Source organism: Streptomyces sp. NPDC088157 (assembly GCF_044741545.1).
Classification (GTDB): domain Bacteria; phylum Actinomycetota; class Actinomycetes; order Streptomycetales; family Streptomycetaceae; genus Streptomyces.
Genome location: NZ_JBIUSU010000004.1, coordinates 397194 through 422007, shown reverse-complemented (window position 1 = coordinate 422007; position 24814 = coordinate 397194). Strand labels below are relative to the sequence as shown.

At 73.4% G+C, this 24814-nt stretch carries 18 protein-coding genes and 1 pseudogene; 14 read left to right on the top strand and 5 right to left on the bottom strand.

Annotation, left to right across the window (positions count from 1 at the left end):
* Positions 1 to 9: 9 nt before the first annotated feature.
* Entirely contained in the window at positions 10 to 1245 is a 1236-nt protein-coding gene (locus ACIPFH_RS17740) for a DUF4032 domain-containing protein (RefSeq protein ID WP_401827464.1), read from the top strand.
* A gap of 1 nt (position 1246) precedes the next feature.
* On the opposite strand, the gene ACIPFH_RS17735 is transcribed toward ACIPFH_RS17740, so the two are convergent.
* Positions 1247 to 2119 (bottom strand): universal stress protein, encoded by an 873-nt coding sequence (locus tag ACIPFH_RS17735; protein ID WP_401827462.1) that lies wholly within the window; start codon positions 2117 to 2119, stop codon positions 1247 to 1249.
* A gap of 62 nt (positions 2120 to 2181) precedes the next feature.
* On the opposite strand from ACIPFH_RS17735, the gene ACIPFH_RS17730 reads away from it, so the two are divergent.
* From ACIPFH_RS17730 to ACIPFH_RS17685, 10 genes and pseudogenes are all read left to right on the top strand, one after another.
* Positions 2182 to 2538 (top strand): VOC family protein, encoded by a 357-nt coding sequence (locus ACIPFH_RS17730; protein WP_356251312.1) that lies wholly within the window; start codon positions 2182 to 2184, stop codon positions 2536 to 2538.
* 143 nt (positions 2539 to 2681) lie between these two features.
* Positions 2682 to 4358 carry an FAD-dependent oxidoreductase gene (locus ACIPFH_RS17725; protein WP_401827459.1) on the top strand — a complete coding sequence of 559 codons (1677 nt, stop codon included), beginning with the start codon at positions 2682 to 2684 and terminating at the stop codon, positions 4356 to 4358.
* Positions 4355 to 5830 carry an ATP-binding protein gene (locus ACIPFH_RS17720; RefSeq protein ID WP_401827457.1) on the top strand — a complete coding sequence of 492 codons (1476 nt, stop codon included), beginning with the start codon at positions 4355 to 4357 and terminating at the stop codon, positions 5828 to 5830. The genes ACIPFH_RS17725 and ACIPFH_RS17720 overlap by 4 nt, the downstream gene beginning before the upstream one ends.
* Positions 5827 to 6180, top strand: coding sequence for a UBP-type zinc finger domain-containing protein (locus ACIPFH_RS17715; protein ID WP_401827456.1), 354 nt, complete (start codon positions 5827 to 5829; stop codon positions 6178 to 6180). The genes ACIPFH_RS17720 and ACIPFH_RS17715 overlap by 4 nt, the downstream gene beginning before the upstream one ends.
* Before the next feature lie 100 nt (positions 6181 to 6280).
* Positions 6281 to 9319, top strand: coding sequence for a BREX system ATP-binding domain-containing protein (locus tag ACIPFH_RS17710; RefSeq protein WP_401828057.1), 3039 nt, complete (start codon positions 6281 to 6283; stop codon positions 9317 to 9319).
* A 457-nt stretch (positions 9320 to 9776) separates the two neighbouring features.
* The gene (locus tag ACIPFH_RS17705) at positions 9777 to 11276 is read left to right on the top strand and encodes a CAP domain-containing protein (RefSeq protein WP_401827455.1); all 1500 of its coding nucleotides are present in this window, start codon (positions 9777 to 9779) and stop codon (positions 11274 to 11276) included.
* 146 nt (positions 11277 to 11422) lie between these two features.
* A pseudogene (locus ACIPFH_RS17700) lies at positions 11423 to 12442 on the top strand (tetratricopeptide repeat protein); the annotation flags it as partial.
* A gap of 410 nt (positions 12443 to 12852) precedes the next feature.
* Positions 12853 to 13908: a polyprenyl synthetase family protein gene (locus ACIPFH_RS17695; protein ID WP_401827453.1), complete on the top strand. Its 1056-nt coding sequence runs from the start codon at positions 12853 to 12855 to the stop codon at positions 13906 to 13908.
* A gap of 128 nt (positions 13909 to 14036) precedes the next feature.
* Positions 14037 to 14996, top strand: a complete 960-nt coding sequence (locus ACIPFH_RS17690) for a threonine/serine dehydratase (RefSeq protein ID WP_401828055.1) — start codon at positions 14037 to 14039, stop codon at positions 14994 to 14996.
* A gap of 303 nt (positions 14997 to 15299) precedes the next feature.
* Positions 15300 to 16952, top strand: coding sequence for a serine/threonine protein kinase (locus ACIPFH_RS17685; RefSeq protein WP_401827452.1), 1653 nt, complete (start codon positions 15300 to 15302; stop codon positions 16950 to 16952).
* Here ACIPFH_RS17685 and ACIPFH_RS17680 read toward each other — a convergent pair.
* Positions 16941 to 18407, bottom strand: coding sequence for a serine hydrolase domain-containing protein (locus ACIPFH_RS17680; RefSeq protein ID WP_401827451.1), 1467 nt, complete (start codon positions 18405 to 18407; stop codon positions 16941 to 16943). The genes ACIPFH_RS17685 and ACIPFH_RS17680 overlap by 12 nt on opposite strands.
* Positions 18408 to 18505: 98 nt before the next feature.
* On the opposite strand from ACIPFH_RS17680, the gene ACIPFH_RS17675 reads away from it, so the two are divergent.
* Positions 18506 to 19477 carry an LLM class F420-dependent oxidoreductase gene (locus ACIPFH_RS17675; RefSeq protein ID WP_401827450.1) on the top strand — a complete coding sequence of 324 codons (972 nt, stop codon included), beginning with the start codon at positions 18506 to 18508 and terminating at the stop codon, positions 19475 to 19477.
* A 120-nt stretch (positions 19478 to 19597) separates the two neighbouring features.
* Positions 19598 to 20662, top strand: a complete 1065-nt coding sequence (locus tag ACIPFH_RS17670) for a hypothetical protein (RefSeq protein WP_401827449.1) — start codon at positions 19598 to 19600, stop codon at positions 20660 to 20662.
* 6 nt (positions 20663 to 20668) lie between these two features.
* Here ACIPFH_RS17670 and ACIPFH_RS17665 read toward each other — a convergent pair whose 3' ends face one another.
* Together ACIPFH_RS17665 and ACIPFH_RS17660 are read right to left on the bottom strand one after the other, a co-directional pair.
* The gene (locus ACIPFH_RS17665) at positions 20669 to 21094 is read right to left on the bottom strand and encodes a DUF6328 family protein (protein ID WP_401828053.1); all 426 of its coding nucleotides are present in this window, start codon (positions 21092 to 21094) and stop codon (positions 20669 to 20671) included.
* Between the two features lie 168 nt (positions 21095 to 21262).
* Complete coding sequence (locus ACIPFH_RS17660) at positions 21263 to 22246, bottom strand: aldo/keto reductase (protein WP_401827448.1); 984 nt, start codon at positions 22244 to 22246, stop codon at positions 21263 to 21265.
* A gap of 136 nt (positions 22247 to 22382) precedes the next feature.
* Here ACIPFH_RS17660 and ACIPFH_RS17655 point away from each other — a divergent pair, with 136 nt between their 5' ends.
* Positions 22383 to 24107 carry a cholesterol oxidase substrate-binding domain-containing protein gene (locus ACIPFH_RS17655; RefSeq protein WP_401827446.1) on the top strand — a complete coding sequence of 575 codons (1725 nt, stop codon included), beginning with the start codon at positions 22383 to 22385 and terminating at the stop codon, positions 24105 to 24107.
* Between the two features lie 91 nt (positions 24108 to 24198).
* Here the strand turns inward: ACIPFH_RS17655 and ACIPFH_RS17650 are convergent, their stop codons facing one another.
* The gene (locus ACIPFH_RS17650) at positions 24199 to 24768 is read right to left on the bottom strand and encodes a TetR family transcriptional regulator (protein ID WP_401828051.1); all 570 of its coding nucleotides are present in this window, start codon (positions 24766 to 24768) and stop codon (positions 24199 to 24201) included.
* Between the last annotated feature and the right edge of the window lie 46 nt (positions 24769 to 24814).

The window sequence follows — 24814 nt, the reverse complement described above, 5'->3', positions numbered from 1 at the left end:
GGTCAGGCCATGGCTTTGCAGATCAGCGCCACCAACCCGGAGCATCCGGCACTCCTGCTGGAGCTGCCCTGGCACCTGCCCCTGGAGGAGTGGCCCGAGGAGGTCCTCGTCCCGCTGCCGCGCGGCATCTCCCGCCACGTGGTGCGCTACGCCCAGGCCGGCGACGAGGTGATCGCCGTCAAGGAACTCGCCGAACGCCCCGCGCTGCGCGAGTACGAGCTGCTGCGCGACCTGGACCGGCTAGGCATCCCCGCCGTCGACCCGCTGGCCGTGGTCACCGGGCGCGCCGACGGCGGCGGCGCCCCGCTGGAGTCGGTGCTGGTCACCCGGCATCTGGGCGGCTCGATGCCGTACCGGTCGATGTTCGAGACGACCATGCGCCCGGCCACCATGCACCGGCTCATGGACGCCCTCGCCGTCCTGCTGGTGCGCCTGCATCTGGCGGGGTTCGCGTGGGGCGACTGCTCGCTGTCCAACACCCTGTTCCGCCGGGACGCGGGCGCCTACGCCGCCTACCTCGTCGACGCCGAGACCGGCGACCTGCATCCTCAGCTGAGCATCGGCCAGCGCGACTACGACCTCGACCTCGCCCGCGTCAACATCAGCGGCGAGCTGCTCGACCTGGAGGCGTCCGGAGCGCTGCACCCGTCGGTGGACCCGATCGAGTTCGGCACCGAGATCTGCGCCCGCTATGGCGCACTGTGGCAGGAGCTGACCCGCACCTCGGTCTACCCGGCGGGCAAGTACCAGTACATCGAGCGCCGGATCCGCCGGCTCAACGAGCTCGGTTTCGACGTCGCCGAGATGCAGATCGAGCACTCCTCCAACGGCGACACGGTCACCTTCGTGCCGAAGGTCGTCGACGCGGGCCACCACCAGCGCCAGCTGCTGCGCCTGACCGGCCTGGACACCGAGGAGAACCAGGCCCGGCGGCTGCTGAACGACCTCGAGAGCTGGATGGCCACCCAGGACGACTACGCCCCCGGCGACCCCCTCGCGGCTCGCCCCGAGGTGCTGGCGCACCGCTGGGTGCGGGACGTCTTCCGCCCGACCGTGCGCGCGGTCCCCCTCGAGCTGCGCGGCTCCATGGACGCGGCGGAGATCTACCACGAGCTCCTCGAACACCGCTGGTACCTCTCGGAGCACGCGCAGCACGACATCGGGCTCGGCACGGCGGTCGAGGACTACATCAGGAAGATCCTGCCCAAGGCCCGGGAGACCCTGGAGCCGACGATCCCGGAGTGAGTCAGTCCTGGGGCACCACGGCGACCGGGCAGTCCGCGTGGTGCAGGACGCCGTGCGCCACCGAGCCGATCCGGGCGCCCACGGCCGTGCGGTGGGCGCGGCGGCCGACCACCATCAGCTGCGCCCGCCCGGCCACCGACAGCAGCACCTGCCCCGCGCTGCCCATCTCCACATGCTCCACCACCGGCACGTCGGGGAACCGCTCCCGCCACGGCTCCAGAGCCTCGGTCAGCGCCTTCTTCTCGTACGGCTCCAGGCCGCCGGCGTCGTCGAGGAGCTTGAGCGAGCCGGGGCTGTAGGCGAACACCGGTGGGAGCGTCCAGGCCCGTACCGCGCGGATGCCCGCACCCCGGGCGGCCGCCGTCTCGAACGCGAAGCGCAGCGCGGGAGCGCTGTCCTCGGGCTCCCCGTGCTGGCCGACGACGATCTCATGACCGGCCACCTCGGACGAGGGCCGGTCACCGGCCCGGACCAGCACGACCGGGCGCGCGGCCTCGGCGATCACCTGCTGGCCGACCGAGCCCAGCAGGAACCCGACGACCGGGCCGTGCCCGCGCGAGCCGAGCACCAGCAGTTCCGCGTCCGCCGCGGCGGCCACCAGCGACCCGACCGGGCCGCCCTCCTGGACGTCGGTGGAGACGGTCAGTCCCGGGTGCCGTTCTGCGACGGTCGCGACGGCCTGCCGCACGGAGTCCCGCACCCAGCGCTCCTGTGCGTCCCGGTCCGCCACGTCGACCGCCGCGTTCGGCTGGAACCGCCAGGCGTGCACCACCCGCAGTCCCAGGTCTCGCCGGACGGCCTCGCGGGCCGCCCAGGCGAGCGCCGCGAGGCTCTCGTCCGTCCCGTCGACCCCTGCCGTGATCGGGCCCGTCATCCCGCCGCCTCCTTGTGTCGTGCTCACATCCGTCGGGCCCCAGTCTTCACTACGCTGCGGTCATGACTTTGGAGTGGGAGCAAGTGGTCATCGACGCGGCCGACCCGGTGGCGCAGGGGCGCTGGTGGGCCGCGGCCCTCGGGTGGGTCGTGATCAACGACGCGGCCGACGAGTACGAGATCCAGCCGGAGCGGGACCGGCTGCCGGGGCTGATCTTCGTTCCGGTGCCGGAGGGAAAGACGGTCAAGAACCGGCTCCACCTGGACTTCCGCCCCGACGACCAGCAAGCCGAGGTGACCCGCCTGCTGTCCCTGGGCGCCCGCCGCGCGGACGTCGGCCAGGGCGAGCAGCCGTGGGTCACGCTGGCCGACCCCGAGGGCAACGAGTTCTGCGTGCTCGGGGCGCGGCAGCCGTCTTGACGGCGCGCGCCCGGCCCTGTCCCGAGAGCGCACGGTCTGCCTCGTCCCGACGCGAACCGGGGCGATCGAACATACGATGGGCGGAGCCGGCGCGGGCTTCGCCGTGCCGCCGCGACTGACGACCCTCTCGGGGTGGGAGACGTATGGCACAGGCCGCCGATTCGGCGCGGACCGTCATCCTGACCGTGGACGACGACCCGGGGGTATCCCGTGCCGTCGCCCGTGACCTGCGGCGCCGCTACGGCGCCGCGTACCGGATCGTGCGCGCCGAGTCCGGGGAGTCCGCGCTGGAGGCGCTGCGCGAGCTGAAACTCCGCGGCGACCTGGTGGCCGTGATCCTCGCCGACTACCGGATGCCGCAGATGAACGGCATCGAGTTCCTCGAACAGGCCCTGGACGTGTATCCGGGCGCCCGGCGGGTGCTGCTGACGGCGTACGCCGACACGAGCGCGGCGATCGACGCGATCAACGTGGTCGACCTCGACCACTATCTGCTGAAGCCGTGGGACCCGCCCGAGGAAAAGCTCTATCCCGTGCTGGACGACCTGCTGGACGCCTGGCGCGCCAGCGACTACCGGCCCGTGCCCGCCACGAAGGTGGTCGGGCACCGCTGGTCGGCACGGTCCTCGGAGGTGCGGGAGTTCCTGGCCCGCAACCAGGTGCCCTACCGCTGGTACTCCGCCGACGAGCCGGAGGGGCAGCGGCTGCTCGCCGCGGCCGGGGCCGACGGGCAGCGGCTGCCACTGGTGGTCACCGCGGAGGGCACGCCCCTGGTCGAGCCGGACGCGCCCGAACTGGCCGCCCACGTGGGCCTGGCGACGACACCGACGGCCGACTTCTACGACCTCGTGGTGATCGGCGGCGGCCCGGCCGGGCTCGGCGCGGCGGTGTACGGGGCCTCCGAGGGGCTGCGGACGGTGCTCGTGGAACGCTCGGCGACCGGCGGGCAGGCCGGGCAGAGCTCCCGTATCGAGAACTACCTGGGCTTCCCCGACGGCGTGTCCGGGGCCCAGCTCACCGATCGTGCGCGGCGCCAGGCCACCAAGTTCGGCGCCGAGATCCTCACCGCGCGCGAGGTGACCGGGCTCGAGGTCAACGGGTCCGCGCGCGTCGTACGGTTCTCGGACGGCTCGGCGGTGGCCGCGCACAGCGTGATCCTCGCGACGGGCGTCTCGTACCGGCAGCTGGCGGCGCCGGGCTGCGACGACCTCACCGGCTGCGGGGTGTTCTACGGGTCGGCGCTCACCGAGGCGGCCTCCTGCCAGGGCCAGGACGTCTACATCGTGGGCGGCGCCAACTCGGCCGGCCAGGCGGCCATGTACCTCGCGAGAGGCGCCAAGTCCGTCACGCTGCTGGTGCGCGGGGAGTCGCTGGCGGCGTCGATGTCGTACTACCTCATCCAGCAGATCGACGAGTCCTCCAACATCTCCGTGCGCCCCGGCACGGTCGTCGAGGCCGCGCACGGCGACGGCCACCTGGAGCAGCTCACACTCCGGGACGTGACGACGGGTCGGACCGAACTGGTCGACGCGCAGTGGCTGTTCGTGTTCATCGGCGCGGCCCCGTTGACCGGCTGGCTGGACGGCACGGTGCTGCGCGACGAGCGCGGGTTCATCCTCGCGGGGCCCGACCTCACGCCGGACGGACGGCCGCCGGCGGACTGGGCGCTGGACCGGCCGCCGTACCACCTGGAGACCAGCATTCCCGGCGTGTTCGTGGCGGGTGACGCGCGCGCCGAGTCAGCCAAGCGCGTCGCGTCCGCCGTAGGAGAGGGAGCCATGGCCGTGATGCTCGTCCACCGTTATCTGGAGCAGTCATGAGCGGGCAGCTGATGCCGTGCAGTCCGGCCGAGATCAGCTCACTGTTCCTCTTCGAGAAACTCTCCCCCGAACAGCTCGGACGGCTGTGCAGCGAGGGGCGGGTGGAGAAGTTCGAGCCCGGTCCGGTGTACACCGAGGGCGATCCGGCGACCTGCTTCTACGTGATGGTCGAGGGCACGGTCGTGCTGTACCGCCGGGTCGGCGCGGACGACATCGAGGTGAGCCGTACCTCCCAGCGCGGGGTGTACGCGGGGGCCATGCAGGCCTATCTCGGGGACCGGGTGCCGCAGGTCTACAACAACTCCATGCGGGTGACCGAGCCGACGCGGTTCTTCGTGCTGCCCGCGCAGTCGTTCTCGGACATCATGCGGGAGTGGTTCCCGATGGCGGCCCACCTGCTGGAGGGGCTGTTCTTCGGGTCGAAGAACCAGCAGCGCGCCATCGGGCAGCGTGAACGGCTGCTGGCCCTGGGCTCGTTGTCGGCGGGCCTCACCCACGAACTCAACAACCCGGCCGCGGCGGCCGTACGCGCCACCGCGACGCTGCGGGAGCGGGTGGCGAAGATGCGGCACAAGCTCGCCGTCATCGCCTCCGGCGCGTACGACCCCGAGGCGCTGACCCGGCTGATCGAGATCCAGGAGCGGACGGCCGACCTGGTCGCCAAGGCACCGGCGTTGAGCCCGATCGAGGCCTCCGACCGGGAGGACGCCCTCACCGACTGGCTCGACGACCACGACATCCAGGAGGGCTGGCGTATCGCGCCGACCTTCGTGCAGGCCGGCCTCGACGTGGACTGGCTGGAGCAGGTCGCGGCCGCCGTCGACGAGGAGGTCCTGCCGGGCGCGATGGGGTGGCTCAACTACACCGTCGAGACCGAGCTGTTGATGGACGAGATCGACGACTCCACCAACCGCATCTCCCATCTGGTCGACGCCGCCAAGCAGTACTCGCAGTTGGACCGCGCCCCCTACCGGGTCGTCGACGTGCACGAACTCCTCGACAGCACGCTGCTGATGCTGTCGGGCAAGATCGGGCAGCGCATCAAGGTCGTCAAGGACTACGACCGTGCGCTGCCGTCGATCCCGGCCTACCCGGCGGAGCTCAACCAGGTCTGGACGAACCTCGTCGACAACGCCGTCTTCGCCGTCGACAGCGCAGGCGGGGAAGGGACGTTGACCGTGCGGACGGCACGCGAGGGCGACCGGCTGCTGGTGGAGTTCCGTGACACGGGCCCCGGTATCCCGCCGGACGTGCGGGGCCGCATCTTCGACCCGTTCTTCACCACCAAGCCGGTCGGCGAGGGCACCGGGCTCGGCCTGGACATCTCCTGGCGGATCGTCGTCAACAAGCACCACGGCAGCCTCCACGTCGAGTCGGTGCCGGGCGACACCCGCTTCCAGGTGCTGCTGCCGCTGACCGCCCCCGACCCCGAGAACGCCCAGGACCCCGAGACCACCGAGGAGCCCGTATGACCGACGTAGACGCCATCGACCCGAGCGTCCCGCCCAGCGGCGCGGGCTGCGTCGACTGCGACGCGGCCGGCGGCTGGTGGTTCCACCTGCGCCGCTGCGCGACCTGCGGCCACGTCGGCTGCTGCGACTCCTCCCCCGCCCAGCACGCGACCGCGCACTACAAGGCGACCGGGCATCCCCTGGTGCGCAGCTTCGAGCCGGGCGAGGAGTGGTTCTGGGACTACTCGAGCGACGAGCTGTACGAAGCCGGACCCGAGCTGGCGCCTCCGGCCCACCACCCCGAGGACCAGCCCGTGCCGGGACCGGCCGGGCGGGTGCCGGAGGACTGGGCGCGGTCGCTGCACGGTTGAGACGGCGCCCTGGGGACGGCACCCTCGAACCGCGCCGCCGACCGCGCCGTCGGGACCACGCCGTTGCGACCGCGCCGTCGAGTTCGTCCGGGCAGGGTTCCTGGTCGGGGGCCGTGCCGTCGGTGGCGCGTGCCAGGATGGAGTCGTGCCGCAGACCGTGTTCGCCACTCCGTTCATCGGCCGGGAAGAGGAGCTCACCCGGCTCTCCGACGTGCTGGAGCGCGCCCGGGGCGGTGAGGCGCGCGCGGTGCTGATCGCCGGGGACGCCGGCGTGGGCAAGACCCGGGTACTGGACGAGGTCGCCGCGCGGGCCGCCCGTTCCGGCATGACCGTCCTCACCGGGCACTGCGTCGACCTCGGCGACGTGGGCCTGCCGTATCTGCCGTTCACCGAGATCCTGGGCCTGCTCGCCGCCGACGAGCGGTTCGCGCCCGTCCTCGCCGCGCACCCCGTGGTGGACCGGCTGCTGGGGGCGGGCCCGGAAGCGGGGCGGCACGACGAGGGCCCCGCCCCGCGTTCCGGCAGCGGCGAAGGCCGGCTGAGGCTGTTCGAGGGGATGGCTGCGCTGCTCGCCGACCTGTCGGACGTCACCCCGGTGCTCCTCGTCCTGGAGGACCTGCACTGGGCCGACCAGTCCTCCCGGGATCTGCTGCGCTTCCTGCTCAGCCGGGGCTTCCTGCAACGGCCCACGGGCAGCGGGTCGGGGCACCGGCCGGCGGTGCTGGCCTCCTACCGGGCGGACGACCTGCACCGACGTCACCCGCTGCGCCCGCTGCTGGCCGAGCTGGTGCGGCTGCCGGCCGTGGACCGGCTGGAGCTGCGTCCGCTGGCGGACGCCGAGGTGGCCCGGCTGCTGCGCGCCCTGGAGAACCGACCGCTGCCGGACGCCACGGTGCGCCGGATCGTGGAGCGCGCGGAGGGCAACGCCTTCTACGCGGAGGAGTTGCTGGCGGCCACGGACACGGATTCCGGCGGAGTGCCCAGCGGGCTGGCCGATCTCCTCCTCATCCGCGTCGAGCAACTCCCCGACACCGCCCAGCAGGTGCTGCGCACCGCCGCCGTCGCCGGCCGCCGTGTGGAACACGACCTGCTGCGGGACGCGGTCGGGCTGCCCGAGGACGAGCTGGAGTCGGCGCTGCGGGAGGCCGTCGGCCGCCAGCTCCTGGTCGCGGGCGACGACGGCGCGTACGCCTTCCGGCACGCCCTCGCGCGCGAGGCGGTGTACGCCGACCTGCTGCCGGGTGAACGCTCCCGGCTGCACGGCGCGTTCGCCTCTCTCCTGGCCGGCCGGGGCCACCGCGCGGAGACCGCGGCGGAGCGCGCCCACCACTACCGCGCGAGCCATGACCTGGGCGAGGCCCTCGCCGCCTCGCTGGAGGCCGCCGACCACGCCCAGCGCGTCGGTGCGCCGGCCGAGGAACTGCGCCATCTGGAAGCCGTTCTCGACCTGTGGGAGTCGGTGCCCGCTCCGGCGCCCGCTCCGGGTGGGAGGACCGACCGCGTCACGCTGATGCTGCGCGCCTCGGCGGCGGCCGCACACGCCGGTGAGGCGCACCGAGCGGTCTCCCTGACCCGAGCCGCGCTCGCGGGCGTCGGCCAGGACGCCGACTCCGAACTCGCCGCCCGCGTGCGGTACACGCTCGCCGGCAACCTCATGGGCGTCGACAGCCTGACGGCCGCGTTCGCCTACAGCAGCGAGGCGTTGGCGATGATCCCCGCCGAACCGCCGTCGCCGACCTGGGTGTGGGCCGCTGCCACCCATGTCCTCGCGGCGCGTCAGGTCGGTGACTTCGAGACCGCCCTGCGTGTGGCCCACCGGGCGCTGGGCGCCGCCGAGCAACTCGATCTGACGGACGCGCGCGCCGACCTCCTGGTCTCGCTGGCCAACCTGGAGGGCGACGGCCGCGGCTCGGTCGAGGGTCGCGCGCGCCTGAAGGAGGCGCGTGAACTGGCCCGGCGCGGGGGCAACGCGCCGGTGGAGATGCGAGCCCTGTTCAGCCTGGCCATCGGCGCCTACGAGGCCGGGGAGCTGGAGGAGTGCCTGCCCTGGCTGACAGAGGGCCTGGACCGCGCCCGTCGGGCGGGACTGCTGTCCTCGCCGTATCCGCTGGAGATGCGGTATCTCCAACTGCTGGTGCTCTACACGCTGGGCCGCTGGGACGAGTGTCTGCGCGCGGCGACGAACGATCGGGCGGTGCTGCCGGCGTCGGGAGGGTTCGCGGTGGGTCCGGCCCTGTACGTGGCCCTCGCGCGGGGTGAGAAAGGCGTCGTCGACCGGGCCCGGACCCTGCTCGAGGGCCGCTTCGACTGGATGGCGACGCTCGTCGCGGGCATCGTGCTGACCGACGCCGCGGTACTGGGCGGTGACGCCGAGGCGGCGGTCGCGCGGCTGCGTTCCTCGGTCGAGGCCCTCACGGACGACGTGGGGACGCGCCCTGACGTCACGGTCCGGCTCACCGCGCTCGCCCTCACGGCGGTCGCCGACGCGGCCGCCGGGGCACGACGTGACGGTGACGAGGCGGCGGCCGGCCGCTGGTCCGCCGTCGCGACGGAGCTGCTGGAGCCGGCGCGGGCAGTCGCCCTGCGGGGCGCCGCTGGAGCGCCGCAGGGCCCCGAAGGCCGCGCCTGGCTGGCTCGCCTGGAGGCCGAGTGGGCGTGGGCCACCACCGGGCCGGACCCGGAGTCCTGGGAGAAGGCCGTGGCGGCGTTCGACTACGGCGACGTCTACGAGCTCGCCCGCTGCCGACTGCGGTACGCGCACGCCCTGCTGGCGGCCGACCGGCGCGAGGACGCGGCCGCCGAGGCCCGCGCCGCCCGGGAGACGGCCGTGCGGCTGGGCGCCACGCCCCTGCTGGAGCGGGCTGACGCGCTGATCCGGCGAGGGCGCCTCGCGGACGCGGCGCCCAACGCCCGGGCCGGGTCGGCCACTCTGACGGCCCGGGAACAGGACGTTTTGCGACTGCTCGCACTCGGCCGCAGCAACCGGCAGATCGGCGAGGAGTTGTTCATCAGCGGCAAGACGGCGAGCGTCCACGTCTCCAACATCCTCGCCAAGCTGGGCGCGGCCAGCCGCACGGAGGCCGTGGCGATCGCCTACCGCGAGCGACTCCTCGAAACCGGACCCGGCGCGCCCGGGTGATCCTCACACCCAACACAGCCGGCCGCACGGAGGCCGTGGCGATCGCCTACCGCGAGCGACTCCTCGAAACCGGACCCGGCGCGCGGGGGTGAACCCCACACCCCCAACCGGCCCGCCACCCCACACGGCTGGCCGCACGGAGGCCATGCCAACCGCCCACCACGAGCGATTCCTCGAAGCCGGACCCGGCGCGCGGGGTGATCGGCGCACCCGACTGATCCGCGCGGGGCGTTCCCTCATGCCTCAGTCGGTCGCCGTAACCTCGGCCCCGCGGTGGCTGTGGCGGGGGCTGTGGCTGATTGTGTGCCTGGCGGTCGCGTGGGCGCGGTCTCTGTCGGCGTGATGCCGAGCCCGCGACGGCGGGCGGCCGGTCGGGGGCACGGAACCCTGGCAGGCCGCCGACCGTTGTCGGGGCAGGCCCGCGGCGGGGCCGTACGACGACCATCGGGGCGGCAGGATGAGCGTGTTGGTACCCGGGGGCAACCTGCCCCTCCCGGGTGGTGTCCTGACCGTCCGGGTACCCGGCCCCTTCGACGTCTGCGCGCTCGTCACGGACGACAGCGGCAAGGTCCGGGACGACGCGGACTTCGTGTTCTACAACCAGCCGACGGCGCCGGGCGCCCGGCTCCGGGGCGACACGCTGACGCTGGAACCCGGCAGACTCCGGGCTGGTGCCACGCGCGTCACGGTAGTGGTCGGCGCGGCCGAGCCGGGCCTTCCCCTGGCCCGGCTGCCCCATCCCGCACTGCAGGTCACCGGTCCGGCCGGCCGGGTGCTGGCCCGCTTCACACCACCGCCCGCGCAGGGCGAGACCGTACTGCTGCTCGCGGAGTTCTACCGGCGTGGAGATGGCTGGAAGCTGCGGGCGCTCGGCCAGGGGTACGCGGACGGACTGGCGGGTCTGGCCCGGGACTTCGGGGTGGACGTCATGGCGGAGGACGGCGCGCCGCCACCCGGGCGGGCGGCAGCGGGGCCGCCGCGCGGCTACTCCGCGCAGGGCCGCGCCACTCCGGCGAGCCGACGGCCGACGGTCGCACCGCATGCGCTGCCACCGCGCGGGACCGTGCCACGCGGACCCGCGCCTGCTTCCTCCTCCGCTCCACACGGCCCGTCAACCCCGCACGGCCCGTCAACCCCGCAGGGCGCCTCCAGCCCGCACCGCTCTGCGGCGGGCGTCCACGATCCCGAGGGGTTCCTCGACCTCGTCAACCCCGCCCGCGCCACGACCGGTTCGCCGCCGGTCACCCTCGACGCCCGTCTCGCCTCGGCTGCCCGGGCGCATGCCGCCGCGCTGGCCGCGGTCGGGCGGCTCGGCACCGAAGGAGCCGACGGCGTCTCGGTGCACCAGCGGGTCACGGCCGCCGGATACCGATATCTCACCGTCGGCGAGCACCTGGTCTCCGGGCCCCGTACGACCGCCGAGTTCGTCGCGTACTGCCTGCGCACGGACCAGGCACGGCAGACCCTGCACGACCCGGCTTTCACGCACACCGCGGTGGCGAGGGCCACCGACGAGCACACCGGCACCACCTACTGGACCGCCCTGTGGGCGAGCCCGCTCACCCAGGACGGCCTGGCCCGGACCACGGCCGAGGTCGTCGGCCTCACCAACCGTGAGCGGACGCGGGCCGGTCTGCGCGCCCTGGCCGTCGATCCCCTGCTCACCGCTGCGGCGCAGGCGCACAGCGGGGACATGGTGGCGCGCGCCTTCTACTCCCACACTTCACCGGAGGGGAGCGAGCCGTGGGACCGGGCCGCCGCGGCGGGCTCGGCGCGACGGACCATCGGCGAGAACATCGCCTGCGGCCAGCGCTCCCCGGCCGAGGTCGTGGAGGGCTGGATGAACAGCCCCGGCCATCGCGCCAACATCCTCAAGCCCGCCTTCACCCACATCGGAGTGGGCTTCGCGGGCGGCGGCCCTTCGGGCGCCTACTGGACCCAGTTGTTCGGCGCCTGACGCCCCCTCGGCCGCCGAGGTGATCTGCGCCTCACACGCAACCCGCTTCACCGTGCCCGCGTCTTGACCGGCAGCACACCGCACTATACCCACCGTGTATACACAGAGTGTATACGTGAACACCGGTGGTCTGCCGAAGGGAACCGATGTACGGCAAGGCATTCGCCCCGGAGTACCAGGGCGCTCTCACCACCCTGTCCGTGAACTCCTCGCTGGACGACGTACTGGCCGTCGGCACCGAGCGCTTGAGGGCGGCCGAACAGGCCGGGGAGCACGGCGAGGCGGCCCGCTCCGGGCTCGCGGTCGCCGAGGCGCACCGGCGGCTGGGGCAGGTACGAGAGGCCGACCTGGCCTGGAAGGCGAGTTACCGGGCGGCCCGGGACGCCGGGGACGTTGCCGCGATGGCCTGGGCCCTGTGGAGCGGTGGCACCCTGGCCCGCCAGCGGGGCGCCTTCCCGCTGGCCCGGCGGCTGCTGCGGCTCGCGGCCGACCTCGGCGAGCGGGGCGGCGACATCGTCGTCCGCGGCTACTCGCTGGCCGGGCTCGCGGAGACCGGGCGCATCCAGGGCGACTACGAGGCCGTGGGCGAACTGCACGAGCAGTTGCTGGCGGAGGCCCGCCGTCGCGGCGAGGCCCGGCACACGGTGTGGGCCCTGGAGGGCATCGCGCAGATGCACCGCAACTCCGGTGACCACGACACCGCGTACGCCCTCTTCGAGGAGGCGGCCGGGATCGCCGCGGGCGCCGAGGACAGGCGCGGTCACGCCTGGGCGCTGCGCGGACTGGCCGACATCGTCTCCGTGCGGGACGGGGACACCGAACGCGCCCTCGGCCTGCTGGCGGAGGCCGAGGAATCCTGCCGCGCCATGAATCTGTCCGGCGCACTGGCCTACAACCACAAGATGCGCGGCAATGTCCTCTACCGCGCGGGGCGTTACTCCGAGGCCCGGTGTCTGTACGAGCAGGCGCTCGGCGAGTTCCGCGCCATGGGCGAGCCGCGCGGCGAGGCGCTCTCCCGCCTCGGTCTGGCGAAGTCGCTGGCCCGCCTGGGCCGCGACCGGAGGGAGACGGCGGCCGAACTGGCCGAGCTCGCCCGTACCTTGGAGCGCATCGGGCTGCGGCACGCCCGGGAGATGGTCGCCCGTGCACAGAACGAACTGGGAGTCGAACCGGCCCCGTCGGCAGCGATACCAGCTCCGCCACCGACCGCGGCCCCGACCCCGACGACGACCTCGACCCCGGCTCCGACCCTGACGGCGACCTCGACTCCGACCCCCGCTCCGACCCTGACGGCGACCTCGACCTCGACCTCGACTCCTACCCCGACTCCGTCTCCGACCCCCGCTCCGCCCCTGACCCCGGCCCCGACTCCGGCGGCGACCTCGACTCCTACCCCGACTCCATCTCCGACCCCCGCTCCGACCCCGCCCCCGGCTCCTGCCCCGACGGCGACCCCGACTCCGGCGACGACCCCGACTCCGGCCCCGACCCGGGCCCCGGCCCCGGCCCCGGCCCCGGCCCCGGCCCCGGCCCCGGCGACAGTGGCTGCTCCCGACGCGCACGTGAAGGTCGTCCGGTGACGGCTCTCGGTGCAGCGGTGCGGGAAGCCACCGGTACACACCCGTACCCGCCTCAAGTTCTTGCCCGCTGCCGGGCGTTGGTGTGCCCCGCGCTCAAGGAGGCCGTCGGACGGTCGCACCCGTGGGTGGGCGAGATGGCCGGCTACTCCTTCGGCTGGTGCGGGGTCGGCGGGGTGCCCGCGGCCGGCTCCGAGGGCAAGGGCGTACGGCAGGCCCTCGCGGTGCTCGGCGCCGAGGCGGCCGGTGCGCCCGCGCGGGCCGGGGTGCCCGCGGCGGTGGCGGTGGAACTGGTACACGCCTTCTCCCTGCTCCACGACGACATCATGGACGGCGATCCGACCCGGCGTGGGCGTGCCGCGGTGTGGAAGGCGTACGGCACGGGGCCCGCGGTCCTGGCGGGTGACGCCCTGTTCGCCCTGGCGGTGGAGACGCTCGCGCTCCAGCCGCCCCCGGCCGGCGCCGACGCCGTGCGGCTGCTGTCAGCGGCCCTCGGGGACCTCGTCCGCGGACAGGCCGACGATCTGCTGTTCGCCGCGCGGCCCTGGTCGGGGCCGGACCGGGTACGGCCGGACGCCTACCGGGCGATGGCCGAGGGCAAGACCGGTGCGCTGCTGGGTTGTGCGGCCGCTCTGGGTGCCGTCCTGGGTGGCGCGTCCCCGGCCGCGGCCGACGCGCTGGACCGGGCGGGCCGGCATCTGGGGGTCGCGTTCCAGGTGGTCGACGACGTGCTGGGCATCTGGGGCGACCCGTCGGTCACCGGCAAGCCCGTCCACGGCGATCTGCGCGAGCGGAAGAAGACGTTCCCCGTGCTGGCCGCGCTGGACTCGTCCACCCCCGCCGCGCGCCGGCTGGCCGCGCTGCTGGAGGGGGGCGGAGACCCGGGCGAGGCCGCCGCGCTGGCCGAGGCGGCCGGAGGTCGGGCGGCGGCGCTCGCCGAGGCGGACCGGCAGGTCGCCGCCGCCGAGTCGGCGCTGGCGGAGGCACCGCTGGCCGCCGGTGCCGTCCGCGACCTGCTTTCCCTGGTCGGCTTCGCGGTGCGCCGGGACCTCTGACCCGCCCCGGCCGTGATCGCGGGGAGTTGACCTGCGCGGCGGCGCCGGGTGAGGGTGCCTGCAGACGAACAGCCAAGGCGTGGCCCGCACACCGGCGCCGCGCCGGAAGGGTGACTGCCTTGACCGCCTTGATCGGCATCTCGGACATCGAAGCCGCTGCCCAGCGGATCGCCGGACACGTCGTCCGAACCCCGACCGTGCCCAGCCCCGGGCTGTCGGCGCTGCTCGGTGTCCCCGTGACGGCGAAGCTGGAACTCCTCCAGCGCACCGGCTCGTTCAAGGCGCGCGGGGCGACGGCGAAGCTGCTGTCGCTGACCGAGGGCGAGCGGGCGGCCGGGGCCGTGGCGGTGAGCGGCGGGAACCACGGGATCGCGCTCGCGGTCATGGCCGCCGCGCTGGACGTGAAGGCCACGGTCGTGATGCCGCGGTCGGCGCCCGCGCGCAGCGTCGAGCTGGCGGAGGCGGCCGGCGCCTCGGTCCGGCTGACCGACACCATGGACGGGGCGTTCGCGCTGGTGGAGCGGTTGCGGGACGAGGGCTTGACCCTGGTGCACCCCTTCGACGATCCGCTGGTCGTCGCCGGGCAGGGCACGGTCGGCCTGGAGTTCGCCGCCGACGCCGGTGAGCTCACGGACGTGCTGGTCAGCATCGGGGGCGGCGGCCTGATCGCGGGCGTCGCGGCGGCCCTGCGCGTCCGTCGCCCGGAGGTTCGGATCTGGGGTGTGGAGACCGAGGGCGCGCAGGCGATGTCGGAGGCGCTGGCGGCGGGCGGGCCGGTGCCGGTGGCACTGTCGTCGATCGTGTCCACCCTCAGCGCGCCCAGCGTCTCGCGGCTGACGTACGACCATGTGTCCGCGCTGGTCACCGAGGTACTCGTGGTCCCCGACCGGGACGCGGTGCGGGGTTCCCTGGACCTGGCCGAACACGCCAAGGTCTGGACCGAACCGGCGGCCGGCTGCCTGCTGCCCGCGGCCCGGCAGGTCGTGGAGCGGGTGGGGGACGGCGCGCGGCTGGGGCTGGTGGTCTGCGGGGGCAACGCGACGACCGCGGACATGATGGCTTGGACCGAGCGATTCGGACTGCGCTGAGGCGACTCGGCGGGGATTGGGAAATCCCGCCGGGACGGCCTGCGAGCAGGAATGCGTCGCGGCCGGGAAGCCCGTTCCCGGGCACCCCGACGTGTTTCGCCCGGACCGTTTACCGCTGGTTACACCGTCGGACGGCCCCAGGACGAGTTCCGTCAATTCGCTTTTCTCGCACAAACACTCGGTCCATCCGGCGCTCTTTTGAATGAAAGACAGGAATCACACCGGAGTTGCGCTCCCATTGAACGGACCCCCTCGCATCTGTCGTACCCATGGGAAAGGTGAGTACCAGCGGTTCAGCGAAGGATGACCATGGTCAAGGCGCACGTCTCCACGCACGAGTTGGTCGCCGGGAGGTACCGGCTGCTCGACGTCGTCCACCGGGAGACGAACCGCGTCAGCTGGTACGGCGAGTACGTCGAGGACACCGGGGCGGCCCGGCCGTGCCTGGTCACCAGAATCGGGCTGCCCGCCGACCAGGGCGAGGAGAAGGCCCGGCAGGCCTCCGACCGGGTCCTGCGGATGTCGGAGACGATGGCGCGGCTGTGCCCCGGCCGGATCGCCGCGGTCGTCGACGCCGTGGAGGAGGCGGGTTCGCTGTGGACCGTCACCGAGTGGATCGACGGTCTGCCTCTGGGACAACTCCTGGAGCAGAAGGGGGCGTTCAGTCCGGCCAAGGTCGCGGCGATCGGGCTGCAGCTGCTCGACGTGCTGGAGGTCGCGCACGGCGAGGGCATCACCCACGGCGAGCTGAGCCCCGGTCAGGTCTTCATCCGGGCCCGGGGTCCCCTCGTCCTCACCGGGTTCGGGCTGGCGGGCGCCACGCTCTCCCCGCGCGTGGCAGCCCCGGCCTACGCCTCCCCCGAGCAGGCCCGGGACGAGCGGATCGGTCCGGCGGCCGATCTGTGGGCACTCGGCGCCATCCTGTACACGCTGGTCGAGGGGCGGCCGCCGTACCGGGACCGGGACCGGCCCGAGGCCACGCTGAAGGGCGTGGACCGGCTGCCGTTGCGCACGCCGCTGCGGGCCGGTTCACTCACCCCGACCGTGCAGGGGCTGCTGCGCAAGGACTCCCGGGAGCGGCTCACCAGGACGGTCGTACGCCAGTCCCTCACCCGGGTCCTGGACGAGGACCCGCACGCCGTCATGCAGGCCCCCAGGCTGAAGCGGGCCTGCGCCGCCGCCCGCTATGTCGGTCCGCGGTGGAGCGGCCGGGCCATGGCGGCCGGGACGGCCCTGGCCGTCGTCACCGTGGCGGTCGCGGCTCTCGCCGTGACCCGCCAGCTGCCCGACACCGACGACACGGCGGGGGGCGGCACACAGACCCGGCCCTCCGCGTCCGCCGCGACGCCCGGCGAGGACGCCGGCGAAAGAGACTCCGCGGCGCCGGCCCCGACCGCCCCCAGCAGCCCGCCGCCGCCGTCGCCGTCGCCGTCGCCGAGCAGGTCCCCGGAGTCCTCCCCCTCGGCGCCCGCCACCGCCGACGCCCTCCCCGAGGGCTACCGCGTCTACCGCGCGCCCGAGGGTTTCTCGGTCGCCCTTCCCCAGGGGTGGAAGCCTCTGGAGACCGCACGCGACGCCGACCGGGCGTATCGCGTCACCTTCGGGGCGGCCGGCGATCCGCGCACCCTCGCGGTGACCTACAGCGAGAATGCCGGGCCCGACCCGGTGACCGTCTGGCGCGAGGACGTCGAGCCCAACCTGAAGAAGGACGAGGGCTTCCGGCGGCTCGGCGACATCAGGGCGACGACCTACCAGGGGTACAAGGCCGCCGACATGGAGTGGCTCGTCGACGCCGACGGCACACAGGTGCGCACGTTCGGACGCGGCTTCCTCCTCGGCGGCCACCGCAGCTTCTCGCTGCGCTGGGTGACGCCCGCCGCGGACTGGGACAAGAGGGCCAACCGCGAGGCCCTGGACACGTTCCTGCGCACCTTCCGGCCGGGTTCAGCCGCCTGACCGGGGCGACCTGCGTGGGGCGCGCATCGAGCGCAGCGGGCCGCCGTGCAGTGGCTGCGTGTCCCAGCGCGCGTCGAAGGTCCGGTCGGCCAGGGAGCAGGTCACCCGCAGCCGGTGCGGGGTCTCGAGGAACACGACGTGCGCCGCGAGCGTGTCGCCGTCGGTCCAGCCGCCGCTGACCGCGGTGGGCAGCGGCTCGTCGCTCACCTGCCAGCCGCCGGCCCCCAGAGGCAGCTCCAGCCGCCGCCCGTCCGGCCCCTCGACAAGGCTCAGCGTCCAGCCGTCGGCGCCCACGGTGACGACGGCGCCGGTCAGCTCCCGCAGGCCTGCGTCGGCGCCGCCGTAGGGGGTGAACTCGGCGCCCGACCACTCCTCGCCCCGTTTTGGGGGTGCGGGCTTGCCGGGGGCGGGCGGCAGCGCGAGGTGCGCCAGGCGCCGCGCGAGGGCCGCGTCGGCCTCCTCGCGCCCGGTCAGCGGTTGCGGCCGCAACGCGGGCAGCAGGTGCTCCCAGACGAGGGTGAGCAGGGCCTGCATGTCGTTCGTCGCCGCCGTCGCGGCGATCACGGCGTCGTACTCGGGCAGCACGACGCAGAACTGTCCGTAGGCCCCGTCGCCGCGGTACCCGTGCCGGGAGCGCCAGAACTGGAAGCAGTAGCCGCGGTCCCAGTCCATGCGGTCGGCCTCGGCCGGTGCGCCGGCGGCTGTCGCGACGTGCTCGCGCGTCGCCTCGGCGACCCACTCCGGTGACAGCAGCCGCTCGCCCTCCCACACGCCCTCGTCCAGATACAGCTGCCCCAGCCGGGCGATCGCGTCGGTGGTGGCGTGCAGTCCGCTGAAGCCGAGTTCGCGGCCGGACCGGTCGGTCAGCCAGGCGACCTCGCCGATGCCGAGCGGGTCCAGCAGACGCGGCCGAAGATAGTCGGTGACCGAGCCGCCGGTGACGCGCGCCACGATCGCGGCGAGCGCGTACGTGGCCGGCTGGTTGTACGCGAACACGGTTCCCGGGTCGCGGTCCGGTGGCAGCAGCAGGAAGCCCCGCACGAGGTCGTCGGGGTCGAGCGCGTGCGCCCGTTCGTACGTCTCCTGCTCGTGCCCGCTCGCCATCGCGGCCACGTGCCGCACCCGCATCGCACGACTGCGCGGGTCGGTGATGTCCGCGTCGAGCTCCGGGAAGTACGAGAGCACCGGGTCGTCGAGGCCGATCAGTCCCTCGGCGACGGCGAACCCGGCGGCCGTGGCCGTGAAGCTCTTGCTGAGCGAGTACAGCAGGTGCGGCCGGTCGGGGGTGTACGGCTCCCACCAGCCGGACGCGACGAGGCGGCCGTGGCGCAGGATCATCAGGCTGTGCGGCTCGATGATCTCGGCCGACTCGACGGCATCGAGGAAGGCGAGGACGCCGAGGGCGTCGACTCCCTGGGCGGACGGGGGGCTCGAAGGCAACGGGCGGGCGCTCATGCCCGCATCCTCCCCCGGACGGCGGACGGCGATCGACGGCTTTTCTCACCTCACGAGCGGCCCGTTTCCTTCCCCCGTAGACCGGGGACCCGGGTCCCATGGTGCAAATCGGATACACGATGATGACCGAACAGGCGGGCCCCCGTGACCTGGTCGACCATGTGGTGCGGGCCGAGGAGGCGGGCTTCGACTTCTCGGTGACCTCGGACCACTACTCTCCGTGGTTGCGTTCGCAGGGCCACTCGCCGTACGCGTGGAGCGTGCTCGGCGCCGCCGCCCAGGCCACGTCACGCATTCCGCTGATGACGTACGTGACGTGCCCGACGTTCCGCTACCACCCGGCGGTGGTGGCGCAGAAGGCGGCCACGATGCAGCTGCTCTCCGAGGGGCGCTTCCGGCTGGGGCTGGGCGCCGGCGAGAACCTCAACGAACATGTGGTGGGCGGCGGTTGGCCCTCCGTGGACGTGCGGCACGAGATGCTCGAGGAGGCCGTGGGGATCATCCGCGCGCTGTTCGAGGGCGGGCACGTGACGCGGCACGGCACCCACTACGACGTGGACTCGGCCCGGCTGTGGGACCTGCCCGACGAGCCGCCGCCGATCGGCGTCGCCGTCTCGGGTGAGCGTTCCTGCCGGCTCGCGGGCCGGCTGGCCGACCTCGTGATCGCCACCGAGCCCAAGTCGGGCCTGCTGGAGGCGTTCGACCGCAACGGCGGCGAGGGCAAGCCACGCGTGGGGCAGTTGCCGGTCTGCCACGACGCCGACCGGGACACCGCGGTGAAGCGGGCGCACGCCCAGTTCCGCTGGTTCGGCAGTGGCTGGAAGGTGAACTCCGAACTGCCCCACCCGGACTCCTTCGAGTCGGCGACCCAGTTCGTGACGCCCGACGACGTCGCCTCCTCGATCCCCTGCGGCGACGACCCGGAGGACTTCGTCGAGGCCGTACGTCCGTACGTCGAGGCCGGGTTCACGGAGGTCGCCCTGGTGCAGATCGGCGGGGACTCCCAGCCGGCGTACCTGGACTGGTCGGAGAAGGCCCTGTTGCCCGCCCTGCGCAACGCCTTCGCCTGACGGGCCGCCCGGCCCCCGCGCGGGTCTGCCCGAGCAGGGACGACGGGCGCGTATAGGCTGCCGTTCTGCACTTTCGCGGTGCCGATCCCGCGTCCAGCAGCCTGTAGAGGAGAGTCATCCGTGACCCTGGCGATCGACCTGCCCGAGTCGGCCATCGAGACATCCGCCGAGACGTCCCCCGCGCCCCTGTCCGACCTGGTGGCGCGGGACGCCCGCGAGTTCGGCGTCTACGCGCGGACCGGCGGATGGGCCTTCGGCCTGATGGTGGCCCGCAGCGTCCGGCCGGGCGGGCAGGGCGCGGACGAGACGCCGAAGGTGTCGGCGAAGGAGTTCGCCGAACTGGCCGGCTGCTCCCCCGAGCGCGTCATGCGCTACTACAAGGCCTGGGACAGGGCCGCCGACGACGGTCTCGTCCCGCACCTCGAGGAGCTGGCGCCGGGGCAGGAGGTCGAGCTGCCGGACGCCGAGGTGTGGCTGACCTACTACGTCTCCCGCTCCAGCGCCACCTCCGAGCGCGGCACCGCGATCGCGGAGGCCGCCGAGGCCGAGGGCATCCGTCCGACGAAGGCGCTGGAGGTCGCCGAGAACCCCACCGCCCTGCGCGCCGCGATCCTCGCCGATCCCTCGACCGCCCGCGCGGCCCGCGCCGCCCTCCTGGACCGCGTCAAGGAGGACCCGGACCTCCAGATCGAGCTGGCCCGCGACGTGGTCCGCACCGACGACCTCAAGAAGGCCGTCGCCACCGAGAGCCGCTCGGCCGACCGCATCGGGTACGTGCGCCAGATCGCCGAGTCCGGCCTGATCAAGACCCCCGCCGGGCAGACCGTCGACGCGCCGGCCGAGCTGCGCCAGGAGGCGGAGCGGCACCTCTCGCTGCTCGACGAGCTGGACGACGACGAGGACGCCGGCGAGTGGGCGAGCGAGGCCTACGACACGATGAAGAGCCTGGTCGTGGAGACCGTCGAGGCCGATCCCGAGCTGCGCGTGCAGGAGCGGCGCACGAAGTTCTACAGCAGCCTCCAGCGGGTGACGAAGGTGTTCGAGGAGCTGACCTTCGACGACGCCGACGCGCAGGAGTTCTACGAGGACGACATGGTGCAGCAGCTGGAAGAGCTCCAGCAGGCGATCGGCAGCTGCCTCACCGCACTGCGGGGCGCTCGGGGCACCGCGCCCGAGGCCGGGTAGCCCGGCTCAGTTCGTCGTGTAGCGGCGCCGGGTCCACAACGGCAGCACGAACCAGCACAGCCCGTACCACGAGACCACACCCGCGACGAGCCAGGGCACGAACGCGTCGTGGGTGGCCACACGGAGGATCAGCAGCAGCGAGGCGGTCATGGTGGCGAGCAGCAGGAGCAGGCCTACGAAGGTCAGCCGGGACGCCACCTTCACCGCCTGCGGCTTCACCCGCCGCCCGGAGACCAGGCGGTGCAGTGAGACGGGACCTATGAGGGCGCCCGTGGCGCAGGCGCCCAGGACCACGGTCACGATGTAGATGATCTGGTCGATGTTCTGCAAATCCGCGTAGCGCGGGGTGAACACGACGGTCAACAGGAAGCCGAAGAGGATCTGCACGCCCGTCTGCGCGACACGGATCTCCTGGATGAGCTCCCCCCACATCCGGTCGGCTCTCTCCTCCTCGGTCTCGTTGCGCCCCGTGCGCCGCTCGGCTCTCGTCGCCGTGTCCGTCACCTGTACCGCCCTCCCGGTTCGAGTGGTCCGTCGGTCCCCTCTCACCGCGAGTACCCCGTGGACGGCGGACTGTGCAGCCCGCCGTTCACGGGTTGGCTACCAGCGTCCCTCGACCTGCTCCTTGATACGCCGGTCGTAGAGGTCGCGGACGGCCGCGAGAGTCTCCTCGGACAGTTCCGGGAGCCTGGCGGCGGCCGCGTTGGCGCGGGCCTGCTCGGGCGAGCGGGCGCCCGGGATCACGGTGGTCACGCCGGGCTGCTGGATGATCCAGCGCAGCGCCAGCTGGGCCGGGGTGTACCCCTCGGGCGCGAGGGCCGCGAACTCGACGGCGGCCTCGACGCCGGTGGCGTAGTCGACGCCGGAGAACGTCTCGCCCTGGTCGAAGGACTCGCCGTGCCGGTTGTAGGTGCGGTGGTCGTTCTCCGGGAAGACGGTGTCCTTGGTGTACTTGCCGGAGAGCAGGCCGGAGGCGAGCGGGACGCGGGCGATGATGCCGACGCCGGCCGCTCGGGCCGCCGGGAGCACCTCGTGGAGGGGCTTCAGACGGAACGGGTTGAGGATGATCTGCACGCTCGCCACGCCCGGCCGGGCGATCGCGGTGAGGGCCTCGGCGGAGGTCTCCACGCTGACGCCGTAGTGCGCGATGCGCTCCTCCTCGACGAGGGTGTCCAGGGCGTCGAAGACCTCGTCGCGGGAGTAGACGGGGGTGGGCGGGCAGTGCAGCTGCACCAGGTCGATCCGGTCGACGCCGAGGTTGCGGCGGGAGCGGTCGTTCCAGGCGCGGAAGTTGTCCAGGACGTAGTTCTCGGGGACCTGCTCGACGCGGCGCCCCATCTTGGTGGCGACCAGGACGTGCAGATCGGGCCGGCCGCTCAGGAACGCGGCGATGGTCTGCTCGCTGCGTCCGTCGCCGTAGACGTCGGCGGTGTCGAAGAAGGTCACTCCAGACTCGGCCGCCGCCTCCAGAACGGTCAGGGCCTCCTTGTCGTCGACGTCTCCCCAGTCGGCGCCCAGTTGCCAGGTGCCGAGACCGACGACGGATGCGTGCTGACCAGACCTACCGAATTCGCGCTCGTCCATGAGATCAGTCTGTCATTCGCCGTGACCTGGTGCGGAACCGACCGCTCCGGGCCGCGACCGGAGAATCGTTCACTCTCAGGAGTGACGCTGTTCGACGCGGCGGGCGCACGAGCCGACCGGTCCCTACCGTGAACGCGTGACCGATCGTTCAGTGAACAACCATCAGCCGGGGGACCGCTCCTGGACCCGCCGTGGCTTCCTGGGCACCGCGGCCGCCGCCCTGACCGGCGCGACCGTCCTGGTGGCCGCCGATCCGGCCGTCGCGGCGCGGGAACTGCCGGACTTCCCCCCGGACGTGCCCCTCTCCCGCACGGCGTACCGCAACTGGGACGGCGAGATCACCGTGACCGACCTGTGGGCCTGCGCGCCCGAGGACCCCGGCCTGGCGGTGGACGTCGTCAACTGGGCGTGGCGGCACGGCTGGACCGTCCGGCCGCGGGGCGCCTCGCACGGCTGGTCCCCCCTGACCGTCCCGGACGGCACGCCGACGGACGCGCCGGTCCTGCTCGTCGACACCGCCCCGCATCTGACCGGCCTCGCCCTGGAGTCGGCCGACGAGGTGCGCGTCGGGGCCGGGGTCACGCTGGAGGCCCTGCTCACCTTCCTCGAAGGACACGGCCTCGGCGTCACCGCCGCACCGGCCCCCGGCGACCTCACCCTGGGCGGCGCACTCGCCGTCGACGCGCACGGCACCGCCGTGCCGGCACGGGGCGAGGAGCGGCTGCCCGGGCAGACGTACGGCTCGCTCAGCAATCGTGTGCTCTCTCTGACCGCCGTGGTGTGGGACGCGGACAGCGGGGCCTACGGTCTGCGGACGTACCGCCGCGACGAGGCCGACTGCGCCGCGCTGCTCACGCATCTCGGGCGCTCGCTGGTCACCGAGGTGGTCCTGCGGGTGGGGGTCGACAGCAATGTGCGCTGCGTGAGCCGTACGGACATTCCGGCGACGGAGCTGTTCGGGGCGCCGGGGGCGGACGGGCGCAGCCTGTCGGGCTTTCTGGAGGCCGAGGGGCGGGTCGAGGCCATCTGGTTCGCGTTCACCGAGTTCCCGTGGTTCAAGGTGTGGTCCGTCGAACCGACCAGGCCGCTCACCTCGCGGCGCGTGACGTCGCCGTACCCCTACCCCTTCTCCGACAACGTCCCGAAGCCGGTGGCGGACCTGGCCGGGCGGATGGTCGCGGACGCGGCCTGGTACCTGGCGCCGGTGCTCGGCAACGCGCAGCTCGACGTGGCCGCGCTCGGGCTCGTGGCGACCCTGTCGGCCGACGTCTGGGGGCCGTCGAAGAACACACTGCTGTACATCAGGCCGACCACCCTGCGGGTGCACGCCAACGGGTACGCGGTACTGACCGGCCGGGACCAGGTGCAACGGGTCGTCCACGAGTTCACCGCCTTCTACCGGGAGCGACTGACCGCGTACGCCGCTCTGGGGCGCTACCCCGTCAACGGGTCGGTGGAGATCCGGGTGACCGGTCTCGACGATCCCGCGGAGGCCGGACTCGCCGGCGCCCGGGCTCCGGCGCTCTCCGCGCTGCGGCCCGACCCGGACCACCCCGAGTGGGACACGGCCGTGTGGCTGGACGTGCTGACGCTGCCGGGGACGCCGTACGCCGACGCGTTCTACCGGGAGCTGGAGCGCTTCCTGCTCTCGACGTACGACGGGACGCACGCCCGCACCCGGGTGGAGTGGTCGAAGGGCTGGGCCTACACGGATGAGGCCGCGTGGAGCGACGAGGAGGTGCTGGGGACGGTGGTGCCGCAGTCCTTCGGCAGCGCGTGGGACGAGGCGGCGGACGTGCTGGAGCGGCTGGACCCGCATCGGGTGTTTCGCGCGCCTCTGCACGGGCGGTTGTTCCCTTAGGGCGTGTCCGGCGGATCAAGTCGGGGGGTAAGCAGCGGCACCTCACCGCCGCGTCCTGCCGGCGTCTGCGGCCTGCTCCGCCGGACCGGCCCTAGGCCGGGTCCAGGTGGGCCTGCACCGTCGGCCCGTAGCGGTCGACGATGTGCTCGACCGGCGTCTCCCTGAGCTCGGTCCCGCGGGCGATGCCGTACATCACGCCGAGTCCGAGCACGGCGGCGACGGCGAGTTCGGCCCGGAGTCCCCGGTCGGGGCCGGTGAGGCGGGCGGCCAGACGTTCGGTGACCTGGGTGCGGAAGTTGGCGCGCAGCACGTCACCGTGGTCGCCGTGCAGGGGCGCGAACGCGATGCGCAGCAGGGGGTCGGCACCGCGCTCGCGCTGGCTGACCACCACGTGCCGGACCATGTGCCGGCCCAGCTCCTCCAGCGGGGCGTCGAGGACGGCGTCGGCGTCCTCCTCGAAGGACATCACCCGGGCGAACAGCGCGTCCTTGTTCCCGAAGTACTTCAGGACCAGCGGCGCGCTCACCCCGGCCCGTTCCGCGACGGACTTGAGCGTGATGTCGGCGTGCGCGTGGCGGGCCAGGAGATACCGGGCGGCGCGCAGGATCGCCGTCCTGCTCGCCTCGGCGTCACGCCGGGCCGGGGTCGGTGGACCGCCCATGGCGGAGGGGTCGGAAGGAGTGCTCACGGCGGAGGGGTCGGAAGGA